The organism is Dictyobacter kobayashii, from assembly GCF_003967555.1.
Lineage (GTDB): Bacteria > Chloroflexota > Ktedonobacteria > Ktedonobacterales > Ktedonobacteraceae > Dictyobacter > Dictyobacter kobayashii.
In genome coordinates, this window is record NZ_BIFS01000002.1 from 1,041,582 (window position 1) to 1,063,062 (window position 21,481).

At 48.5% G+C, this 21,481-nt stretch carries 24 protein-coding genes; 16 read left to right on the forward strand and 8 right to left on the reverse strand.

The window, feature by feature from the left end:
- Nucleotides 1–40 precede the first annotated feature (40 nt).
- Nucleotides 41–445, forward strand: coding sequence for a YqjF family protein (locus tag EL645_RS31245; RefSeq protein ID WP_126556299.1), 405 nt, complete (start codon nt 41–43; stop codon nt 443–445).
- On the opposite strand, the gene EL645_RS31250 is transcribed toward EL645_RS31245, so the two are convergent.
- The gene (locus tag EL645_RS31250) at nt 442–1,278 is read right to left on the reverse strand and encodes an IS5 family transposase (RefSeq protein WP_126548740.1); all 837 of its coding nucleotides are present in this window, start codon (nt 1,276–1,278) and stop codon (nt 442–444) included. The two genes, EL645_RS31245 and EL645_RS31250, sit on opposite strands and share 4 nt — an antisense overlap.
- A gap of 68 nt (nt 1,279–1,346) precedes the next feature.
- Between EL645_RS31250 and EL645_RS31255 the strand changes: the two genes are divergently transcribed.
- From EL645_RS31255 to EL645_RS31275, 5 genes are all read left to right on the forward strand, one after another.
- The gene (locus EL645_RS31255) at nt 1,347–1,703 is read left to right on the forward strand and encodes a DUF2071 domain-containing protein (RefSeq protein WP_136625323.1); all 357 of its coding nucleotides are present in this window, start codon (nt 1,347–1,349) and stop codon (nt 1,701–1,703) included.
- Between the two features lie 164 nt (nt 1,704–1,867).
- Nucleotides 1,868–3,175: a phospholipase D-like domain-containing protein gene (locus EL645_RS31260; RefSeq protein WP_161977845.1), complete on the forward strand. Its 1,308-nt coding sequence runs from the start codon at nt 1,868–1,870 to the stop codon at nt 3,173–3,175.
- Between the two features lie 106 nt (nt 3,176–3,281).
- Nucleotides 3,282–4,259: a D-alanyl-D-alanine carboxypeptidase family protein gene (locus tag EL645_RS31265; protein ID WP_126556308.1), complete on the forward strand. Its 978-nt coding sequence runs from the start codon at nt 3,282–3,284 to the stop codon at nt 4,257–4,259.
- Nucleotides 4,260–4,374: 115 nt separating this feature from the next.
- Entirely contained in the window at nt 4,375–4,923 is a 549-nt protein-coding gene (locus tag EL645_RS31270; RefSeq protein WP_126556311.1) for a DinB family protein, read from the forward strand.
- Nucleotides 4,924–5,026: 103 nt separating this feature from the next.
- Nucleotides 5,027–5,470, forward strand: coding sequence for a GNAT family N-acetyltransferase (locus EL645_RS31275; RefSeq protein WP_126556314.1), 444 nt, complete (start codon nt 5,027–5,029; stop codon nt 5,468–5,470).
- Between the two features lie 324 nt (nt 5,471–5,794).
- Here EL645_RS31275 and EL645_RS31280 read toward each other — a convergent pair whose 3' ends face one another.
- Both EL645_RS31280 and EL645_RS31285 read right to left on the reverse strand, forming a co-directional pair.
- Complete coding sequence (locus EL645_RS31280; protein WP_126556318.1) at nt 5,795–6,175, reverse strand: hypothetical protein; 381 nt, start codon at nt 6,173–6,175, stop codon at nt 5,795–5,797.
- Nucleotides 6,176–6,598: 423 nt separating this feature from the next.
- On the reverse strand, nt 6,599–6,982 hold the full coding sequence (locus tag EL645_RS31285) for a hypothetical protein (protein ID WP_126556321.1): 384 nt from the start codon (nt 6,980–6,982) through the stop codon (nt 6,599–6,601).
- Nucleotides 6,983–7,273: 291 nt separating this feature from the next.
- Between EL645_RS31285 and EL645_RS31290 the strand changes: the two genes are divergently transcribed.
- Nucleotides 7,274–9,466, forward strand: a complete 2,193-nt coding sequence (locus tag EL645_RS31290; protein WP_126556324.1) for an alpha-galactosidase — start codon at nt 7,274–7,276, stop codon at nt 9,464–9,466.
- A gap of 208 nt (nt 9,467–9,674) precedes the next feature.
- Here the strand turns inward: EL645_RS31290 and EL645_RS31295 are convergent, their stop codons facing one another.
- On the reverse strand, nt 9,675–10,262 hold the full coding sequence (locus EL645_RS31295; RefSeq protein ID WP_126556327.1) for a GNAT family N-acetyltransferase: 588 nt from the start codon (nt 10,260–10,262) through the stop codon (nt 9,675–9,677).
- A 196-nt stretch (nt 10,263–10,458) separates the two neighbouring features.
- On the opposite strand from EL645_RS31295, the gene EL645_RS31300 reads away from it, so the two are divergent.
- Nucleotides 10,459–10,929 carry an OsmC family protein gene (locus tag EL645_RS31300; RefSeq protein WP_126556330.1) on the forward strand — a complete coding sequence of 157 codons (471 nt, stop codon included), beginning with the start codon at nt 10,459–10,461 and terminating at the stop codon, nt 10,927–10,929.
- A complete protein-coding gene (locus EL645_RS31305) occupies nt 10,916–11,794 on the forward strand; it encodes a class I SAM-dependent methyltransferase (protein WP_161977846.1) in 879 nt (292 codons plus the stop codon). The genes EL645_RS31300 and EL645_RS31305 overlap by 14 nt, the downstream gene beginning before the upstream one ends.
- Nucleotides 11,795–11,856: 62 nt before the next feature.
- Here EL645_RS31305 and EL645_RS31310 read toward each other — a convergent pair whose 3' ends face one another.
- A complete protein-coding gene (locus EL645_RS31310) occupies nt 11,857–12,375 on the reverse strand; it encodes a hypothetical protein (protein ID WP_126556335.1) in 519 nt (172 codons plus the stop codon).
- A 136-nt stretch (nt 12,376–12,511) separates the two neighbouring features.
- Complete coding sequence (locus EL645_RS31315) at nt 12,512–12,835, reverse strand: zinc-ribbon domain-containing protein (protein ID WP_126556338.1); 324 nt, start codon at nt 12,833–12,835, stop codon at nt 12,512–12,514.
- Nucleotides 12,836–13,243: 408 nt separating this feature from the next.
- Here EL645_RS31315 and EL645_RS31320 point away from each other — a divergent pair, with 408 nt between their 5' ends.
- The 5 genes from EL645_RS31320 to EL645_RS31340 are packed head-to-tail and all read left to right on the forward strand — an operon-like array spanning nt 13,244 to nt 17,578.
- A complete protein-coding gene (locus EL645_RS31320; protein WP_126556341.1) occupies nt 13,244–13,873 on the forward strand; it encodes an RNA polymerase sigma factor in 630 nt (209 codons plus the stop codon).
- On the forward strand, nt 13,837–15,087 hold the full coding sequence (locus tag EL645_RS31325; RefSeq protein ID WP_126556344.1) for a HEAT repeat domain-containing protein: 1,251 nt from the start codon (nt 13,837–13,839) through the stop codon (nt 15,085–15,087). Before EL645_RS31320 ends, EL645_RS31325 begins: the two co-directional genes overlap by 37 nt.
- 29 nt (nt 15,088–15,116) lie before the next feature.
- On the forward strand, nt 15,117–15,857 hold the full coding sequence (locus EL645_RS31330) for a hypothetical protein (RefSeq protein ID WP_126556347.1): 741 nt from the start codon (nt 15,117–15,119) through the stop codon (nt 15,855–15,857).
- Nucleotides 15,854–16,639, forward strand: coding sequence for a hypothetical protein (locus tag EL645_RS31335; protein WP_126556350.1), 786 nt, complete (start codon nt 15,854–15,856; stop codon nt 16,637–16,639). Before EL645_RS31330 ends, EL645_RS31335 begins: the two co-directional genes overlap by 4 nt.
- Nucleotides 16,640–16,669: 30 nt before the next feature.
- A complete protein-coding gene (locus tag EL645_RS31340; RefSeq protein ID WP_126556353.1) occupies nt 16,670–17,578 on the forward strand; it encodes an ABC transporter ATP-binding protein in 909 nt (302 codons plus the stop codon).
- 67 nt (nt 17,579–17,645) lie between these two features.
- On the opposite strand, the gene EL645_RS31345 is transcribed toward EL645_RS31340, so the two are convergent.
- Nucleotides 17,646–18,521 carry a hypothetical protein gene (locus EL645_RS31345; protein ID WP_126556357.1) on the reverse strand — a complete coding sequence of 292 codons (876 nt, stop codon included), beginning with the start codon at nt 18,519–18,521 and terminating at the stop codon, nt 17,646–17,648.
- A gap of 306 nt (nt 18,522–18,827) precedes the next feature.
- Between EL645_RS31345 and EL645_RS31350 the strand changes: the two genes are divergently transcribed.
- A complete protein-coding gene (locus EL645_RS31350) occupies nt 18,828–19,691 on the forward strand; it encodes an alpha-galactosidase (RefSeq protein ID WP_126556360.1) in 864 nt (287 codons plus the stop codon).
- Nucleotides 19,654–20,649: an alpha-amylase family protein gene (locus EL645_RS31355; protein WP_126556363.1), complete on the forward strand. Its 996-nt coding sequence runs from the start codon at nt 19,654–19,656 to the stop codon at nt 20,647–20,649. The genes EL645_RS31350 and EL645_RS31355 overlap by 38 nt, the downstream gene beginning before the upstream one ends.
- Before the next feature lie 105 nt (nt 20,650–20,754).
- Here EL645_RS31355 and EL645_RS31360 read toward each other — a convergent pair whose 3' ends face one another.
- Entirely contained in the window at nt 20,755–21,297 is a 543-nt protein-coding gene (locus EL645_RS31360; protein ID WP_126556366.1) for a L,D-transpeptidase, read from the reverse strand.
- Nucleotides 21,298–21,481 lie beyond the last annotated feature (184 nt).

Here is a 21,481-nt window from a genome sequence, read left to right on the forward strand (position 1 = left end):
AAGAGACGTGAATGCAACAGGAACTGGAGAGGAGTGCTAAATGCGCACAGAAGAAATTCTACAAGCCATCCAGCATCGGAATTATCCACTACCTCAGGGGCCATGGATTATGAAACAAAGCTGGCATGAGCTCCTCTTCGCACACTGGCCGCTAGCGCCTGCGACCTTACAGGCGCTGCTTCCTGACGGCTTTAAAGTTGATACCTTTGAGGGGGAAGCCTGGGTGGGGGTGGTTCCTTTTCGGATGAGTGGTGTCAGACCGCGAGGACTCTTTGCGGTACCATCGTTATCGAATTTTCCAGAGCTAAATGTGCGCACATATGTATCACGCGATGGGCAGCCCGGCGTCTACTTCTTCAGTCTGGAGGCGGCTAATCCAATCGCGGTCGCCCTGGCGCGCTCAATTTTTCATCTCCCTTACTTTAGATCTTATCCGAAAACCTAATGATGAGAAGCATACTGAAAACAAATGAGTCCGCAAGCCAGCTGCAAGAACGCTTGATACGTTTGACCAAGCTTTTCCCAGCGGACCAGCAAGCGGCGCCACCGATTGAGCCAGGAGAAAAAGCGCTCGACCACCCATCGACGCGGCGTTTTTCCTGGTTCCAGGCTGTTGGCTTCTTCCTGGGGAGGCTGATACCACGTGTGGTACTTCCGGTTGAGCCGCACGTGTGGTTCATAGCCTCGTTCATAGAGCTCACCATAGATTGCCTCATGATCATACGCCGCATCCAAGCACAGGTTTTGAGGATGCTCCACGGTGGGTTCTGGTTGTTCAGCGACGAGAGCATCCAGGGTGGAGAAAAGCAGCTTGCTATCATGGCGGTTGGCCCCATCAATGCACAGCGCCAGGGGCAAGCCACGGCGATCACACAGAATGCTCCGTTTGGTTCCCTGTTTGCCGCGATCGGTGGGAGCGGGGCCGACGGCGGCTCTGGCGAAAGGGGCTTTCACGGTCGAGCTGTCGGCGCTCTGCCAGTCCCAGCTGATGCCGACCAAGTCGTCATAGTGTTGCAGGCCAGCCTGCCACAAGCGCTCAAAGACGCCTTGGGCTTCCCACTCGCGGAAGCGGTCATAGACGGTGCTGGATGCTCCCAACTCACGAGGCAGGGCGTTCCATTGAATGCCGGTTCGCAACACATAGACGATGGCGGCAAACATCTTGCGATCATCGGCTGCAGGCCTTCCGCCTTTGGGATGCGGCGGCCGTTCTGGGATCAGGGGGCGTACGCGTTCCCACAGTTCATCGCTGACTTCCCACGGTCGTGTTCGTACCATCGTTGTTCACCTCATCGTTTTTTGTCTGTATTGTATCACTGGTTTTCGGATAAGGTCTTAATGCTTTGATGGAATGCAAGCGCGTGGAGGATACCATCTATTATAGCAGCCAGCGCACCCACAAAGGCGCTCCACACGCCGATTTCGTCGCCCGCTACCGACCCACCGGAGACATAGCCTATGCACAGCGCGCCTCAATCGAATCCTGGCTCACAGACCGTTATTGTCTCTACACCAATGTAGGCTCCCGGCTCTACAGGGCAGATATCCATCACCTTAACTGGCCGTTACAACCAGCTGAAATGGAGGCAACGCGCAACACAATGGCGCGCTCACACAACATCCAACTGCCAGACACGGCTCCCCTGCTCTATTATTCTCAGCGCTTAGACGTGCTGGTCTGGCCAATTCAATCTATTGCTTAATCGGTTGAGCCTTTGCCATGGGTTAGCTATTTTGCCTTATTATCCTCTATTTTTACGCCCACTGCATCACTCCATGCTATAATAAAAACAAAAGACCCAATTTTTATTGTCGCTATAAATCTATGGTAGATTGAATTACACGGATGAATATTCAAAAACGCGGGATGAAATTCACAAAACCAGGTCATAATGTCCCACTAAAAAAAATACAGCAGAACCTGCAATTTCTAAAATTCTGGCAGAAAAATTTCTCGGCAACCATTCTCATCCGCAATATTATTATCAGTATTTTTTCGGCCCAGATCATCACAGCAACTATTCTGCTGGTGATCTCAGCTATCCGCGATCGCAACAAAAAACAACGCAGCTTCCCATCAATAGAGCTCAAAGAGGTTCAAGTAGGGGCGAATCGCCTCCAAATATATGGCTATGGAGAAGATCTCTATAAGGCCATGCTAGAAGCGATCGATAGTGCCCAGGAGAGTATTTATATCGAGTCCTATATCTGGAAGGACGACGAGGCGGGCTGGGATTTCAAGACACACCTGGCACACAAGGCGGCTGAAGGGGTGGAGGTCTATGTAATCTTTGATCGTATCGGAAACCTGGTGGTGCCACGCGATTTTAAAACCTCCTTTGATCCTGCAATCCACTTGATGGAATATCGGGCTTTCGGCTTATATCGCCACATGCTTGATCCGCGACGCTATGCCTTAGATCATCGCAAATTGTTGATCGTGGATGGGAAGACAAGTTTTATTGGTGGCTACAACATTGGTAGCCTGTACGCGAGTTCCTGGCGGGATACGCACCTGCGAATTCAAGGGCCAGCCTCGGCTGAGATTGCCCGCTCATTTACTGATTTTTGGAACCGCTTCGGCCCTAAAAATGAACCAATCAAACGCCAGTACCAGCGCCGCTTTGATCCACTGATCAATCTACACGGCAATGATGCGCTGCGCCTGACCTTTCCAATTCGCGATATGTATATCGAAGCGATCAATCGCGCCGAGCACTCAATCTATCTCTCCAATGCCTATTTTGTGCCCGATGGCAGCCTGCTAGATTCATTAAAGGCGGCATCGCAGCGCGGTGTCGATGTACGGATTCTGGTTCCATGGACCTCCAATCACGTGGTAGCTGACTGGATCTCGCACAGCTATTTTAGCGAGTGCCTGGACGCAGGTATCCATATTTTGGGTTACCGGCATGCCATGCTACACGCTAAAACCTGCACCATCGACGGTCAGTGGTCTACCATCGGAACCGCCAATCTGGACCGCTTGAGCTCCATTGGCAATTATGAGATTAATGTGGAGATCTATAGTTCAGAATTCGCCCAGCAAATGGAGCGACTTTTTGCTTGTGATACAGCGGATGTAATTGAACTTACCGCTGATCGATGGCATCACCGACCGTGGTACACCAAGTTGAGTGAACACATCCTGACACCACTGCGCTTCATGATGTAAGGTTGAATACCCAAATCGGGCACATAACTGAGTATATAGAAGTATATTCTACTAAATTTTATTTACCTGCATATACTGATTAGAAACACGAGGTTAGTACTTCGCCATGAAGCGACTTGTCGTTGCAACCGTCTTATTTGTCCTTGCGCTTGAAATTATACTGACCATACCACTGATGATTTTCACGCCACTCGGACCCAAAATTATCAGTACCTTCAATCCAACGCCAACGCCGACGCCACAGCCGATTTTAAGCGCCAACGGCCTGACGCCTCCAGCCGTGAAATCACCGGTCGTCTATCTACTGGACGCCGACACCAACAATGTGCTGGCCAATATCCGTGGCAATGAGAGATTACCGATGGCCAGTACCACAAAGATCATGACGGCGGTGATCGCGCTAGAGAATAGCCAACCCGACCAGATAGTGACAGTCAAAGACGATGCGGTTAAAGAGGTAAGCGCTAATCTGGGAAGTTCAGCCAATCTCAAAGCCGGCGATAAGGTACACATGATCGATCTGCTCTATGGCCTGCTACTACCTTCTGGCGATGATGCCGCGATTGCGATTGCGGATACCATCAGCGGTAGTCCTGCCAATTTTGTAAAAATCATGAATAGCTATGCGCATAAACTGCATATGAACAATACCCACTATATCAATCCGGATGGGCTCACTTATTATATAGGAGCCGATAAAAAGCCTGATCCCAATGAATATACGACGGCCGCCGACCTGGCCCAGCTCACCCGCTACGCCCTGCGCAACCCGATCTTTGCCCAGATTGTCCAGATTCAGCACTACCAGTTGCCCGCCACCACCGATCACGGACCCTACAGCTGGGACACCACCAATGATCTGCTACAATCCTATCCAGGAACCATCGGGGTTAAAACTGGCTTTACCGTTGAGGCCGGCTCTTGCCTGGTATTCGCCGCCAAAAACTCCAAACACACACTGATTGGTGTACTGCTCCAGGGTAAGGAGAAAACCGACCGTTTTGAAGATGCACCGCAACTACTCAACTGGGGCTTCAATCTACCGCTGCGAGCCCCCACGCCAACACCGACACCCAACAAATAAAGTTTAATACTCTATTGGCAATACAACTGGTTTTGTGCATATATAAGAGAGTATTTGTTAGCGGTCAGAAATTCTTCTCGCCAGCAATACAACTTTTAACAGATGGAGTTTATATATGTTACAAATTGACTTTGGGGCTTTACGCGCAGGAAAAGCTTCATATAACGACCTTACGAAATCGCTCACCTATGCTGATCTGCGCGCTGAAACCAACGAGCTCTTCAGCACAATACAGGCCATCATCGCTAATGTCAGCGATGCCGATGTCACCCTGGTCCCCGAAGATCCTCAGGCAGGAGAAGGCGAACATGGTTGGACCCTGGGACACGTTATCGCTCACCTGACGGCGTCTCTGGAAGAGGGAGCCGCTTCAGCCGCGCTGCTCACACGTGGCTTTGCCATCGAGCAACGCCTGCACACCGAGACGCCCTGGGAAAGCATTACGACGGTAGAGCAGCTACAGGCCCGCTTACACGAAAGTCAGCGCATCACAAATGCCTATCTGGAAGCATGGCCGGACAAGCCTGACCTCACAACCACGACTGTTCGCGTCCCATTTCTTGGTCCTATGAACGCCATTGGTAGCTACGCACTCGGGCTAGTACATGGCGAGATGCACTACGAGCAGCTCAAAGAGATCATGCGCCAGGCCAAAAAGGCCTGAGGCAACATTCTCTTTAATATTTCTCGTTTGTAGTGTGCGGTGGAGAGGCAGCCACGGCCGCCTCTCCACCGCACACTACTACATACGAAAAGGCATTTGTAGTATGAAGGTTGAAATTAATATTGCCTCGAACGAAGAGAAATTTATTGTCAGGAACCTGCTAGAGCTTTGCCAGCATGATTATAGCGAGTTTACAGCCAAAAGTATTGGTGATAACGGACTCTTCGACTATCCCTATTTAGACCACTATTGGACCGATGCCAACCGCTTCCCATTTTTGATCCGCGTAGAACATAAATTAGCTGGTTTTGTGTTGGTACAAAAAATAGAAGAGCCTGCGACCTATAGTATGATCGAGTTCTTTATTTTACGCAAATACCGCCATCAAGGATTGGGACAGGTGGTGGCGCATCATATTTTTGATATGTTTCCAGGCCGCTGGCGCGTACGACAAGATGTAGAAAACGAGTCAGCACAGGCCTTCTGGCGCAAAGTAGTAACTCGCTACACCAACAATCGCTTTCGTGAAACCAGGGATGATATCTAAACCATTCTATCTAGCCAGCACAACTTACCCTACCAGCCCTTATATGTTCTATCTGTTGTTCAACACATCTATCACTATATGTACATTCGCTAGGCTTTCCACCTATCTTATTGGCTCAGACCAGATACAAAAATGGCTGGCACAACCGCAAGCACGGATGCACCAGCCACACAAGGCTTCAGAGGAGAAGGGATAAGCAAGAAGGAACGATTATATAAGCGTAGGGGAATAAGGAGGGGGTGATGCATCCCTGCACCTTAAAAATGGGATAATCCCGTAACTAACAATAGTAGAGTAGGAAAACGAAAGGCTGGCACGACTACATCAGGCAGAAAAGGTTGAGGAATGCCGGCGCCCCTGCAGGTCCTCGGCCACCAGAAATGCAATCAAGGCCACTTCAATGATTTTGGTCACATAGCCAATAGGTTCAGATGGCAAGCCAATCAGAAACCACATAATAATTGTGATCGCTGTATAGGCAATCAAGACATAATTGATCAATCGATGATAAGCAAGCAATTGAGGCAGAAACAATGCAGCCAGTAGAACAAGGTAGCCTATACAATTGAGGATAAACCAGGTACGTAAATCTTCGCCTGGCTGAACTGCCGCATAAAGGTGAATCAACGCTGTAGCCAGCGCACACACAATGATGCCAATCTGGATGGGGCCGATATGCATGCGTGTCTGTGTTATCTGAGTCATACGATTGTATTACTCCTTTCTTCTAATACAAGAAGCCAAATCACTCACAATCCAATCAAAGCATCCTCAATATAGTCAACCACCTCCTCCCCACATCACATCACGTCAGTAGCAAAAAAAGAGAGTAAATACAAGGTAAGAATAGCCGCTTTACAATAGCTATTCACATAGGTTCATCAATAATGATCTTTAGATCTCAGCCTTATAAAGAAATGGTCCAATAAGTAAAACACTATATCACACTTCTAGCACATTGTACACTTATAGAAAAGGTAGTTTTGTTTATAATGGTAACATTATTCATAAACTCATATATATAAATGCACGCATTTAATGCTTATAGAAGAGAGATGGGAGAGGATATGCACTGGAGGCGAAGTAAACGGGAGAGGAGAACCGGGCTGGCTCTCCTCAGTGGGGAATTTAGATCTGAGACAGGGAATGGATCTGAGTCAATTTAGTTGAAAGGCTTTGGATCAGCGCATTTGAACGTTGGAGTAAGAGTTGCTGACCGACTCCCGACTCGATATGGAGTAGATAGCATGGACTATTGATAGGAGGAGCATCAATTTTACGCTCAGGGTCAAACGCAATAATCGCCCGTTCACATGGCACAATAGCCGTATTCGGATATTGCGGCAAGCGTATTTCATTTGTGAGAGGAATACCAAATATAGCCGGGCCACCATTACAACGATAGAAGGTCAGATTAGCCCCAAGGAGTATGACGCCATTTTTACATCTCCAGGTTCCATTACCACCATCAGTAAAAAATAGCTTAACAACTGGATCATTTAAATCGAGCATCTTTTTCTCGCCCTCCAATCCACCACTTCCTCAAATCAGACTTTCATTTTAAGCTCTATTATAGCTTGTTACTCCATAAGAGAGACTAGTGAAAGTATAGCATAAAGAATTGTAGAATTCACCCTTTGGAATTTTTCTCCTATTTTGCTGCTTGAAGATAATAAGGAAAATAAAAGCGGGGGACCGGATTGATACAGGCCAGGCATTGACAGGATTTAATAGAAACGCTAACTTATACCAAAGCGATTACACTTATACTATATAAACGGTAAAAGAAGGATAAAGATCAATATGCAAACCGATAAGATTACCGGGGAGATTGCAACTGGGATTCATCAACAAGCCGGAAATAAGAGCTGGCTATTGGTGACCGAGCATAGCAGCTACGCACTGGGAGTTACTGAAGAGGGATTACTCCTGCAATTATATTGGGGCGCACGCCTGCCATCGTTTAACGATCTTCCGTCCGTTCAACTGCCAGCGGAACGGAGTTCTCAAGATGTAACCCTGACATTGGCGCGCGAGGAATATCCCGCCCTGGGCGGGTTACGCTATGGTGAGTTCGCAGCCCAGGCTGTATTTGCCGATGGCACACGCGATATCGATCTGCGCTTTGAGGGCGCGGAGATTGGTGAGCGCCAGGGATTGCCAGAACTGCGCCTGCGCTTACGGGACGCCGTTTATCCGTTAGATGTTATACTTTCTTATCGCGTCGATAGCAAAAACGATCTGATCATTCGCTCTGCCAGCTTCCATAATAAGGGCGATGAGGCAATTCTGCTGGAAAGGGCATTCTCGGCCGTCTGGCATCTGCCAGCGCAGTTTACGCCTCGGCACCTTACCACCCTGGCTGGTCACTGGGGAGGAGAGACACGCATTCAACGGCAACCAGTGGTAGCAGGTACGGTACAGATCGAGTCGCGCAAAGGCGTGACCGGCTCCAATGCCTATCCCTGGTTTGCCATTGATACTCAAGCCACGGAGCAACTGAGCGAGGTATACTTTGGCACCATCGCCTGGAGCGGTAGCTGGAACTTACGTGTCAGTACACGCATCACTGGGGAGACCGCAATCGCTGGTGGTATCCATGACCATGATTTTGCCTGGACGCTGGCTGGACAACAAAGCTTTGAGACACCAGATTTTGTGGCTGGTTTTGCCCAGGATGGTATCAATGGGAGCCGCCACCGCCTGCATCGTTATATCCGTGAGCATGTACTGCCCCAGCCCCAGGCCAGCCAACCACGGCCCGTACTCTATAATTCCTGGGAAGCAACCTTCTTTGATGTCACTGAAGAAGGACAGAGTAAACTGGCTGAACGGGCAGCAGAACTGGGAGTCGAGCTCTTTGTAGTAGATGATGGCTGGTTTCCAGCGCGCAACCACGATCATGCTGGACTCGGCGATTGGCGCATCGATCCACAGAAATTTCCTAATGGCCTGCAACCATTGGTCAACCGTGTCAATGAGCTAGGGATGCAATTTGGTATCTGGGTCGAACCAGAGATGGTCAATCCCGATAGCGATCTATACCGAGCACATCCAGACTGGATCTATCATTTCCCCAACCGGCCCCGCAGTGAGGCGCGCAACCAACTTGTCCTCAATGTTGGACGCCAGGATGTACAGGAATACTTGATTACGGTACTGGATAAATTGATTGGTGATCATAACGTCAGCTTCATCAAATGGGATATGAACAGGCCTATCTCAGAGCCTGGCTGGCCCGAATATGTCGCAGCTGGCAATAACGGACGAGAAGTATGGGTACGGCATGTTGAGGGCGTTTATACTATCATGGATACCCTCCGGGCACGTCATCCCAACCTCAGCATCGAATCCTGTTCCAGCGGTGGTAGCCGCGCCGACCTGGGTATCCTGGAACGTACAGACCAGGTATGGTCCAGCGACAATACGCATCCAGATGCCCGTCTCTTCATCCAGGAAGGCATCTCTCACATCCTACCCGGCCGTGTCATGGGTGACTGGGTCACCGACACCCCCAGCGATCGCGTCTGGAATGAGATCCCGCTCTCCTATCGCTTCCATGTCGCAATGATGGGTATGCTGGGCATCGGCGGGCACTTAATGCACTGGAGTAAAGAGGACCTGGCAGAGGCCAAACGTTGGATTGCGGTCTACAAACAAATTCGTCCCATTGTACAGGATGGCGAACAAAGCTGGCTGATCTCACCCACGGCCACCGAAGGTAACTGGGCTGCCGTAGAAAGCCTCACCACTGACGCCTCTGAAGCGGTAGTCTTCGCCTTCAGGCGCACCAATCCCTTCTGGGAGGTCGCGCCCCGCTTACGTCTACAGGGCTTACAGCCAACCGCTCGCTACAGTGTACAATCTCTAGGCCAGACCGATAATGAAACACAGGAATATTCTGGCGCCGCCCTGATGAATCAAGGCATTGCCTTACCTTTAGGGCGTAGTTCATATGCCAGCTGCATATTGCATCTGCGACTCATCAACAGATAAATAATAAGTGACAACAGACGTGCTCTGCACATCTGTCGTCACTTATTATAAAAATAACTCAATTAATACCACTTACATTCAATTGTGTGCAGAAAATGAGCAAATCTCATTTTCTGCACACAATTGAATGATTTTCAGGCGCGTAGTGCATGTATGCAAGATAAATATATATAGTAGCCTGTTGGACAGAAGAAAAAATGCAATAATTCTATTGCATTTTTTCTTCCAGCCCAGCTTTAACCTGGGCCCATTCAGTATTGATAATGCTATAGTAGACCGAATGGCGATAATAGCCATCGGGCATAATCATATGATTACGCAACACCCCTTCTTTGACGCCCCCAATTCGTTCTATGGCACGCTGTGAGCGCAGATTGCGGCTATCAGTCTTCAACTGCACACGAATAGCCTGTAGCTCCTCAAAAGCATGGCGCAACAATAAATATTTACACTCGGTATTCACACCGGTACGCCTCACTTCCGGAGCGATCCAGGTCCAGCCAATCTCCAAACCATAATCCTTAAGCATAATATTCAAATAGCGCGTTGATCCAATCGCATGGCCATCGCGCCGATCAATAATGGCAAATGGCAAACACTCACCAGCCCGTTGCAGACTCAATGCCTCAGCAATCCATTGCTCCATCTGCGCGGCAGAGAGAGAAGGATCGGCAGGCATATAGGTCCAGGTTTCAGGTGACCGGGCCGCCCGCAACAAATCTTCAGCGTGACTCAATTGTAATGGCTCTAAATGTACCAGTTTGCCCGTTAATATAATTGGCTCAATCTGCATCATAAATGTATTAGCATCCTTTCTAACTGATAGCTCAACCACAATTATAAATGACGTATACGTATACGCGAAGATCCACTTTTCATGTGAGATGCCATACCACTCTAACCACCATAAACTCTAGTATAAGGAAACTCGGCTATGGCAACAACCAAACGCTCAATGATGCGTAATCTTATTCAAAGGGAGTAAGAAATCCATGAATACAACTATGAATGTACAGGCAAAGTCAGGTAGTGGACTCAGCTTTGCGATCAAAACGGGCTCCGGGCACAGTATGCTATTAGATACGGCGGATATCAGTCCAGAAGAGAGCCAGGGGCCTTGCCCCACCGAGTTGCTGCTGGCCGCCCTGGCAGGCTGTGCGGGTATGGCAATCATGCCCATATTACATAAAATGAAACAAACTATTACTGAATATACTATACAGGTAACGGGAGAAAAAACGCCGCAGCCACCACAAATTTTTCACACCATTACAGTAGAGCACCATTTTAGTGGGCCGAATATCAATGCAGATGTGGTCAAACGAGCATTGGAACTGGTAGAAAAACGTTACTGCTCTGTGGGAGCTATGCTTGAGGCCAACGTCCATGTCACCCATGTAGCACATGTACATCCTACGTCAATCACCAACACCACAAACGGAGATATCCATGGTAGCACATGAATCCTGTGAAGAACACAATCACGCATCGCACCAGGCCGATCCTGGTAATGCAGCCCAGATAGCGCACTTATTCGATTTAAGTCGTTTATTAACAGAGGCTATGGGTGGATTATTTACGGAACGAGAGCCCGCTGACCTGATAGAAACCTACACCATACTAGATATTTCCTGTGGTCCAGGCAGCTGGGCGCTGGATGTGGCCCAGGGTTATCCACAGATAGAGGTATCTGGCGTCGATATAAATGAGGCGGCGATCGACTATGCCCGAGCGCATGCCAGGGTACGCAGATTAGCCAATGTCCATTTTTATGCCATGGATATCCTTAACGAGTTAAACTTCCCGGCAGAGTCTTTCGATCTGATCAATCTAAACTTGATTCTTGGATCGCTTATTCCATCATACTACACCGCAATTATCCTCAATAGCCATAGCTTGCTGCATAGCGGAGGAACCTTACGGCTGATTGTCAGCGAAACCATTGAATGCAATATGCCAGCCTTGCATAACCTGAACATGGTCATCTCGACCGCATTTGCCAACGCCGGCCAACAGGTATGCTCTAATGGGAAAGGGGCATTCCATAATTCCCAGCTCATCCAGCAACTTTTGCAACAACATAGATTTAAATCTATTCAACTAAAACCGTATAGACTGGATTTTTCGGCCAGAGCAAGTGCGAACAAAAGAATGTATGAAAACTACAGGACATTGTGCGCGCTCTATGAGCCATTCATACTAAAGTGGCAGAATATTACAAGTACAAAAGAGGATTTTTGGGAAATCTGCCAGAGAGCCTTTAGAGAGATGCTCGACACTAATTTCCGTGCGCACTGGCATCTCACGACCATATGGGGAGAAAAATAAGGACAGGGCAAGATTTACCACCAGGACACCCCGTCCTCATTTTTATATAGGTGTGCTACTTATTAGTTAGTCACCGTAAAATGCACCACCTGGGCCAACTTTCCATCACTGCATGTCGATGTATGGCACCAATAGATCTCAGCTGCTCCATCCGGGGTAGCCAGATAATATTGTGCACCAAAGTAGCCGACGGTTTCTTCTTTATCTACAGCCAACGGATCGTCCTTCAAAATACTCTGCTTACCCTTATAGAAGCGCACATTCACCCAGGATTTCTCTTTTGTCACATCATACTTATTAGGGTCAAGGTTAAAAGTGACATAAATGGGATCATTGACTTTAAAGGTTGTTTTGATTGTGCCCGCCTTTGGCTCCAGGGTTGTCTTATCAATGGCACCTGCCGTCTGGGGATGGATAATAATTGCCGAAGCCTGAGGGTCAATTGGATTTCCCGATGGAGTTGTGACCGTCGGGGTATTCGTATTGGTGTCGGTGGTATTGCCATTAATATATTTATTTACAAATACCACGGAACCTACACAGGCAATTATCAGTACCAATGCCAAAATAGTAATAATCAAACCTGCGCGCGATTTCTTCTTCTTAGCGGGTGGAGCATAAGGCGCACCAGGGCCTGGAGCCGCCGCATATGATGGACCGCCAGAATATCCTCCAGGCTGATTAAAGGATGATGGTGGATATTGCTGCCCGGGCTGATTATAGGGCGATGCCCCCCCTGACTCGCTTGATTGTAAGGCGATGAGCCCGCTGGTTTGAACTGATTATAGGGCGATGAGCCCCCTGACCCGCTTGATTGTAGGGCGATGACGGCCTCTGCTGATAGGGATTAGGATTATTATTATAATTTGGGGGCGGAGGCATCGGCGCATTTCCATAAGTAGTAGGAGGGGTAGGTCCTGGGTAAGCAGTTGGTGGCAACTGCCCAGGTGCATTGACATTCGAAATCGGTACAGCTGAACCACAGGTAGGGCAAGCATTAGCACCAGGTGGGAGGGGCGCTCCACATACACGACACTGCATATACTCTCCTCATAGTTAAAGACAAATCCAAGAACATAGGGCGACTTCAGAATACTTGCCCATCCCATATACTTCTAAAGAAGCACATTCTTCGCCAAGGTCTACAGAAACTTTTCAGCATATTTGCATCTCATTGGATGCAATCTATTGAAAGACTTACATTCCACTTACAACATAGAAACGAGCACAGTATCTAAAATTTAACGATGACTATATAGCCGCTCAACAAAGTACTAGTCCCAATTATAAAAACTCTTGCATTAGATTGCAACTACGAAGACGGCTTTTGGTATTTATAAGTTGGAAAGACAAATTCTGATTAGAAGGGATGCTATTCGATCAGGAATACCAAACTCTATCAGCAGCGCCCGTATTTCTGATTACGTGGAGCAAATTATAAAACACGCTATGAGCCAACACGAAAAAGATCTATTAATATTGCTCGCTACCGACCTGCATCTCCACTTTCAGCAGATGGTACTGAGCTATCAACATCGTCTCTATACCTTTGCATATCGCCTGTCCGGTAGTCAGCAAAATGCAGAAGATATTGTACAGGAAGCATTCATAAGCGCTTATGTAACACTGGAAAACTATCCCCCCGAGCGTATACGTACATTAAAATTGCAAGCCTGGCTCTATCGTGTAACCTTAAATGTCTATACACATTCGCTACGAGGCTCACGGCTGCACGTTGTGCCACTGGATATGGAGGCGGAAGGCGCAGCACTGGAGATCGAAGATCGTATGGAAGAGCAACCTGAAATGCTCTTTGAACATATAGAGCAGCAGCAAGAATTAGCATGCCTGCTAGCACAACTACCAGAAAGATATCGCATCACTATTACCTGCTATTATTTTGAACATCTCAGCTATCAAGAGATCGCAGACTTACTCGATCAACCAATCGGAACAGTGAAATCCTCCATCTCACGTGGGATACGCCAGCTCCGTAAGCTCATCGAGGCAGCGCCAGAGCAGGAAGGACGAAAGGAGACACGATGGAACCCCAAAAGTGCAATGCAGCAAAAGAAATAGAAAATACCTGGCATGATCAAAAACAAGCTCCAGACACCCTTCTTGCTAGCGTATTGAACCGCCTTGAGCAGCGGCAACCCTATCTACAGCCCGGTCAATCCCTGGCAGAACTTCAGAAAGGACTTACTGATCCAGCCTGGGAGATACGTGCGGCCACCGTACGATCCCTGGACGGACAAGATGATCTGGAGACATTAGCGTTACTCCAATCTGCCCTGGAGGATGAACATAGGCTGGTACGGGTCGCGGCACTAAGAGTGCTTGGTCATATGACACAAAGCACGGCGCTGGAATATCTACTCCATGCACTAAATGACAGCGAATGGGAGGTACGTGAGATGGCAGTGCTGGCCCTGGGGGAGCTCAATAGAAAAACACCAGACTTATTAAATGCCCTGCTACGCCTGGCCAGGCACGATCCTGATGGGACGGTACGTGAGGCGGCAAACTATGCGCTGAACAGGCAAGAAAGTGAACAGGCCCTGACTCCTATCCCGGATCCAACACCGATGATTGAAACAGTAACGAGAAGAAGACTGGCCGGGCATACAGCACTTAAAGAGATAAGAAATACCTGCGCGCACTACGGCGTGATTTTTCAAAAGCAAAGTAGATTACTTCACAGCAGTATCTGGATTGGAGGTCTCCTTATCATCATCTTAGGGACCATATTGAGTCTCAAAACGTTGTTATTTAACCACGCCAGTATTAAAGATGCTACATTATATCTGACCCTCTTTACCTGTATTTCTTCAGGCGCGGGCACAGCATTTCTCTATGGTGGAGAAAACGATCCGGGCCTGGAGTTGACACTTTCGACAGCCACCTCGATACGTAGCATGATGTTTTTCAGGTTCCTCTGGGTAGTTGGCTACCATCTACTGCTATCATTCATCGCTTCAGGAATTATGGCCATGCTGCATGGAGGAGGATTTTGGGAGATCATCCATTCCTGGCTTGGACCAGTGATCCTGTTTGCATCCATAGCATTTTCAATTTCGCTACTGATAAGCTCCTGGATCTCATTGTTGATTACCCTGATCGTAGAGGCTTTAAAGATGCTGGTCTTTCATATGGATAAGGGGATGCCAGGTATTGGCTTATCACTTGCCATTAACGGCCCAATCAATCCATGGCTCTTTGTCGGGGCACTCTGCTTGTTAATCGTTGCGGTAATGTATGCGCCACGCCAACCACGCCTGGTATCAATCTAATGCTGACCAAATACAAAATGGAGGGAGCTATGTTGTTAGATCGGCTCTATTATGAGATAAAACTATTGGGAAAACGGTCCATCCTCACCCCATTGATGCTATTGCTTGGTTTTGTGCTGCTCGCCTTTCTGCTCAATTCCAGGCAGGTAAATCCGGCGCGCACTTTACTGGCCGGTGTTGAGATGATGTTACCAATCGCCATGGGTGCCATCATTGGAACAGTGATCGCCCAGGATGCGGCCTTAGAGCTGCAGCTGACGGTGCCACATAAATATCATCATACGGCTGTTTTACGCTTTAGCTGTCTCCTCGTTCTATCAGTAAGCTTGGCGCTCATCTATATTAACAGCATGAACGGCCTGCACCTGATATACCTGCCCAGCTTTATGCAAAACTGGTCACCACTGGTCAGATTGCTACTCATCCAATTGATCTGGCTGGCCCCCTTGCTCTGGTGCCTGGCCGTTGGTAGTTGCTTCGCGCTCCTCTTACAGAGTCGTACAGCCGGGGTAGCACTCCTGGGCGGCATCTGGATTGCTGAAATCATCTTCAAAGACTTCATTGCTTTGACAGATTGGCTGCGTCCATTCCTTCTTTTCCCAGCTACTTTACTGGGTTTTCCACAAACAGATGCCACGTGGGAACAATACAACAAATACTTTCTGGTTACGCGCATTGAACTAACCGCAACCGCCATCATCTTGTTCGTGCTGGGCTGGCTACTCTTACGTAATAGCGAACGAATGCTGAAAGGAAGCGTTGAAGAATGAGCACTCAGATTAATGTATTCGGTGGGACATTTCGCTATGAATTTTTAATGCAAGTACGGCGACGTTCATTGTGGATAACGATGTTATTAGTAGGCTTATTAGAAATTGCCCTCTATGCTCGCTGGCCAAATACAAATTTCTTTACTGATAGCTACCTGCAATTACCCATCACTCAGACCATGGCTGAACTGGCCGCTCTGATTAATTTTCTTTTACCAGCCGCCTTTGGCTGTATGATAGCTGACCGCCTGCCTAGAGACAGGCGTACAAAGGTAGACGAGTTATTTACAGCCATGCCAGGGGCGCTCAGCGCTCGTTTAGTAGGAAAGTATCTAGGGAGTATCAGTGCGACATTACTGCCGATGCTTTTCTTTTTTCTACTTGGCACTGGCTTTATCCTTTATCGCACAGGAAATATACAAAGCATCCTATTGGCCCTGCCAGTATTCAGCATCATTATCCTGCCGGGCATTCTATTCATCAGTGCCTTCTCGCTGGCCTGCCCCTCCATTATGTGGGTACCACTCTACCAGTTTTGTTTCGTCGGCTACTGGTTCTGGGGCAACTTCTTAAGCCCCACCAACGGAATTCCAACTATATCGGACACCATACTAACTCCCGAGGGCAGATTTATGATCACAGGTATCTTTGGGCTGCATAACACAAATCTACATGCCACCCCAGCTCAAGGCTGGGAAAGTCTCTCACTCCTGGTTGGTATGGCTATCCTGGTTCTCTGTGTACTCTGGCAAGTTTTGCGCTGGCAAAAAGCACAGCAATAAATAATAGTATCACCTGCAAGGAGCTCTAGCATGGAAATAATTCTCGAAGGCCTGACAAAAACCTATCGTGGCAATATACAAGCCTTAAAGGGTCTGGATCTAACCATTGAACATGGCATGTTTGGCCTGTTAGGGCCTAATGGAGCTGGCAAAACCACCTTGATGCGCATACTAGCAGGCATCCTCTATCCTTCTTCCGGTAGCATCCAGGTAGGCCAATATGATGGCACAACAGAAAAAGGCCGTACAGCAATTAAACGGACGCTGGGTTATTTGCCCCAGGATTTAGGGATGTATCCAGATCTAAGCGCGCGTGAATTTCTGGATTATGTTGGCATTTTGAAGGACTTGAACGATCGCCAGCAGCGCAAAGCCCGAGTCGCGGAGCTGCTCGAAATGGTCTCACTGAGCGATGTGGCCCATAGAAAATTGAAAACCTACTCAGGAGGAATGAAACGCCGCGTTGGCATCGCGCAGGCGCTACTCAATAATCCTCAGCTCTTGATCGTGGATGAGCCAACCGCTGGCCTGGACCCAGAGGAGAGGATTCGCTTTCGCAATCTGCTCAGCGATCTGGGGGAAAATCGCACTGTGTTGCTCTCAACCCATATCGTTGAGGATATAGCTCAGACATGTCATAAATTGGCGGTCATGCGGACCGGTGAAGTTATTTTTCACGGCACGACGGCTGAGCTAATACGGCAGACGACCGGCAAGGTCTGGCTCCTTACCACTCAGGGTCAAAAGCCGCAGGGCGATCTCATTGTTGTCTCAACCATACATACTGAGCGGGGCATACAATATCGGGTGGTTGGCGATGAAGCCTCCATCAACCGGATAGAAGGGGTGAGCGCCACGCAGACAGAGCCAGGCCTGGAAGATGGCTATGTCTGGCTGATGCGCGAACAACGCTCACAAATCAAACAACCTGCGTATTAACATACCACCCCAGCTGACGGATGCTAACCATGCATTCGTCAGTCCAAAGGCTAGAGTGGAGATTTAATCAAGCCTGGCGCTCACCATCTTGCGACTTAATACGTTCCAGTGCTACCTGTTGTGCTTGCGAGACAACCTGCCAGCCAGCGATAGCATTTTTACTGCCATGAGGGCCAATCAATTCCTCAAAACGATTGCGGGTGAAGAAGCGCTCAAAACCCGCCACATCATAGCAGAGCATCAAAATAAGTTCATCGAGGGATTGGGAGGGAAACTTTTCACTACTGAACTGGATTAAACCACGCGGCTGCTCAATCTGGCAGGTGTAGTAATAGACTTTCTGGCCACCGGGTAGCTCGGCATGTAGCTTCTGGCGCATTTTTACCACGATACCTTCAGCATCCTCTGCCTCAATTTCTCGTTCTTCCTGGTGGTCTTTGCTATAGTATTCGTTGAGCCGGCGCTGCATCAGCTCGATACGAGCCTCCATGAAGCCGGGCATGGTGAGCAATTTGCGCTCACCTTCATTTCTGATCAATTTGATAGTGCCTGGTCCATACCAGATCTCAATCCAATGATTTTTGGGATATCTCTCGTAGAATAAAGGCACACTTATACGAGAATTGATCAACGCACGAATGATTGGCCCTTCTTCATAACGAGCATGTTTCTCTTCGCCACGGATCCAGCTCCAGCCAGCTATATCATCATCATGATAGCCAAAGGCCCAGCACATGGTAGCCTCGGCTTCAGGCAGCTCTTCAACCTCATAAGTATCATATGTACGTATCAGAAAGTGTCTAATCTCTTCAAACAACATATTCCAGAACGCATCATTGCGATGACCTGTATACAGCCCCTCCTGTTGCATATACTGCACAATGTAATCTACAGATGCTTCAATGTAGGGTTCAATATAGTCGACGAACTCAACACTATCCACGTTACAGATGCTCCTTTGTTCAGTGCAGCTAACTTAATCGGTTTGCGTCATTTCTTAGATATAGCAATATAACAGGCTATCCAGCATTGCTAATTGTCACGATTCCTCTATACAGTATACTCATCGAACCAAATACATACTACCCCTGAAAGCATGTCCATCTTCTCGCTTGCTCGTGATCTCTAGACGAACATGAAAAAGCCCTGCAATATCTTTGCCTGAATATATCTGATGGATAAAGCGCTATTTATATGGTAGACTCTCGGTTATGGCAATGTGAACTGCTAACAATGGAGTTTTAATGTTATGACAACTATTCGTACTACAACACCAACAATTTCTATTTCAGGCACTGGTGACAACTTTACAGCAACACATACAGCGACCGAGATAGAAGCTGGACTGACACGCATTTCATTACACATTACGGCCAATAGTCGGCAGGCCAGTCCCGTTCCCCGCATCCACATCAGCTGGTCACTGCCGATGCATGATATTTATAGCATCTGGTACTCTGGCAGTGATCGCAACAAAAGCATAGCGCCTGACTGGAGCCGAGGAAATATCGCCAAAGTGACATCGCAGATGCCAGTCATTAGCCTCTATAATTATCAAGGAGAAAACCGGCTCACGTTTGCCTTCTCAGATGCGCTAGAGGCCGTTGAGATTAAAACCGGGGTGAGCGAAGAGACGGGAGAGCTACACTGCTCGCTGGATCTCTTTGTGGAATCTTCACCAGAATTATCTCACTATGAGGCGACGTTGCGCCTGGATATGCGTGCGCTCCCTTACTATAGGGCCTTGCATGAGGTGCAGCAGTGGTGGGCCCAACAGTCCGGGTATGAACCGTTGCCTGCCCCTGAACACGCACGGCTGCCAATGTATTCGACCTGGTATAGCTTCCATCAACACTTAGAGCCAGCTGCGGTGGAGGCCCAGTGCCGCATTGCGAAAGAGCTCGGTTGTGAAGCGGTCATTGTGGATGATGGCTGGCAAACCATCAATAATGAGCGCGGCTATGCTTATTGCGGCGATTGGGAAGTCGCGACAGAGAAGATTCCCGACATGAAAGCGCATGTGGCCAACGTACACGCGTCAGGCATGAAGTATATTTTATGGTATTCAGTTCCATTTGTGGGGCAAAGAGAGCAAGGTCTGGTCACGCTTTGAAAACCGTCTGCTCTATACCATCGAGCGACTAGGGGCTGGAGTACTGGACCCACGCTATCCAGAGGTGCGCGAATATTTGATCCAGCTCTATGAAAAAGCCTTGCTTGAATGGGATCTAGATGGTTTTAAACTGGACTTCGTGGATGCTTTTCGAGCGGAACCGCGTTTCCCTCAAAATCCAGCAGCCCCGGCGTCAGTTGCTGTCAGGCCAATTACAGCGGGCGAAGACGGGCGTGATGAGCAATCCATCGATAAGGCCGTTGATCGCCTGCTGACAGATGTCATGGCGCGCCTCAAAGCCTTAAAACCAGATATCTTGATCGAGTTCCGCCAATCCTACGTCGGGCCACTCATGCGCAAATACGGCAACATGTTCCGTGCAGGCGATTGCCCTTATGAGTTTATCACTAATCGTGTTCGTACGCTGGACATACGCCTGCTGTGCGGTGAGACCGCAGCCCATGCGGACATGTTGATGTGGCATCCAGATGAGCCAGCCGAGGTCGTCGCCTTACAACTGATCAACGTCCTCTTCTCGGTCCCACAGATCTCGGTGCTGCTCGATAAAATACCAGCGGCTCATTTAGAAGTTGTGCGCTATTGGCTGACATTCTGGCGCCAGCAACGCGACGTCTTACTGGACGGCACATTGATGCCTTCACATCCAGAAGTGCTCTATCCAACCGTCAGCGCTGCCACCAAACAAAAGCACCTGATCGTATCCTATCTGGATAACGTGTTACCCATTCCAGCTTCGCTGCCACCAGAACTGATCATTATCAATGGCACCCTGGGTCAGCGCCTCGTGCTGGATGTCACGGAAGATAGTGGACCACGCCAGCTACACATCTATGATTGCCGGGGCAATAGTGTCGAGCAAAGAGAACTCACCTTAAGCGCAGGCTTGCATGCCCTGACGGTCCCTCCCGCTGGCCTGGTAACGCTACACACACACTAGAAGACAACACCTGGCCTGGGAGCGCTGACGCGCCCCCAGGCGCGCGCTGCCTGTGCGGTTCAAACCCTCACAGAGAGCCTTTTTGCCGTACAAGCAGCGCGGCAATTAATAATGGATCTGGACCGTGGTTCCGATTGGAGCCCAATTATAGAGCCATTTGGCAGCCGCATAAGGCATGGAGATACAACCATGGGACCCATCCTGCCAGCCATATGTTGGATCATTATGCCATCCGTTTGTTCCGGGACCATACACTGTATGCCACCAGGCATCGTGTAGATAGAAGCCTCCTGCTTTCCATTCCAGAGCATAATTGATATAGGTTGGATCATAGTAATTGGGCGAACCTTCTGGCCATGGAGAAGTGAAGGTGGTTGGACTCTCTTTCGCGAAGACATGATAGGTGCCAGTTGGGGTCGCTAATCCTGCTCGCCCCGTCATTACGAGCGAAGAATAAACTGCCTCACCGCCTTCAAGGGCAGTCATCTTCTGCTGTGTTAGATCAATATCAATGACTTTACCCGCTGTCACAGTTGGATTAATGGCCGCACGGGCGGGGGTGGTAGTGAATGGATTTGCCATCAATAGTACGGCAAGCAGAAACGCAACCATTCCCACCATACTTATTTCAACTATTTGCTTCTTCATGACAGTACCCTCCTTCCTTCTAACACGAATCACGTAGAAGCAAAGTCGTAACTATTAGAATAATGCGACTATTTATAAAGTATACAAATCCTACAGCAAGCTAGAATAGGAGTACACCCGTCCAGCCGCGTTTTCTTTCGGATACATCCCCCCATATTGATTAAAAATAAAATATCAGCACGGA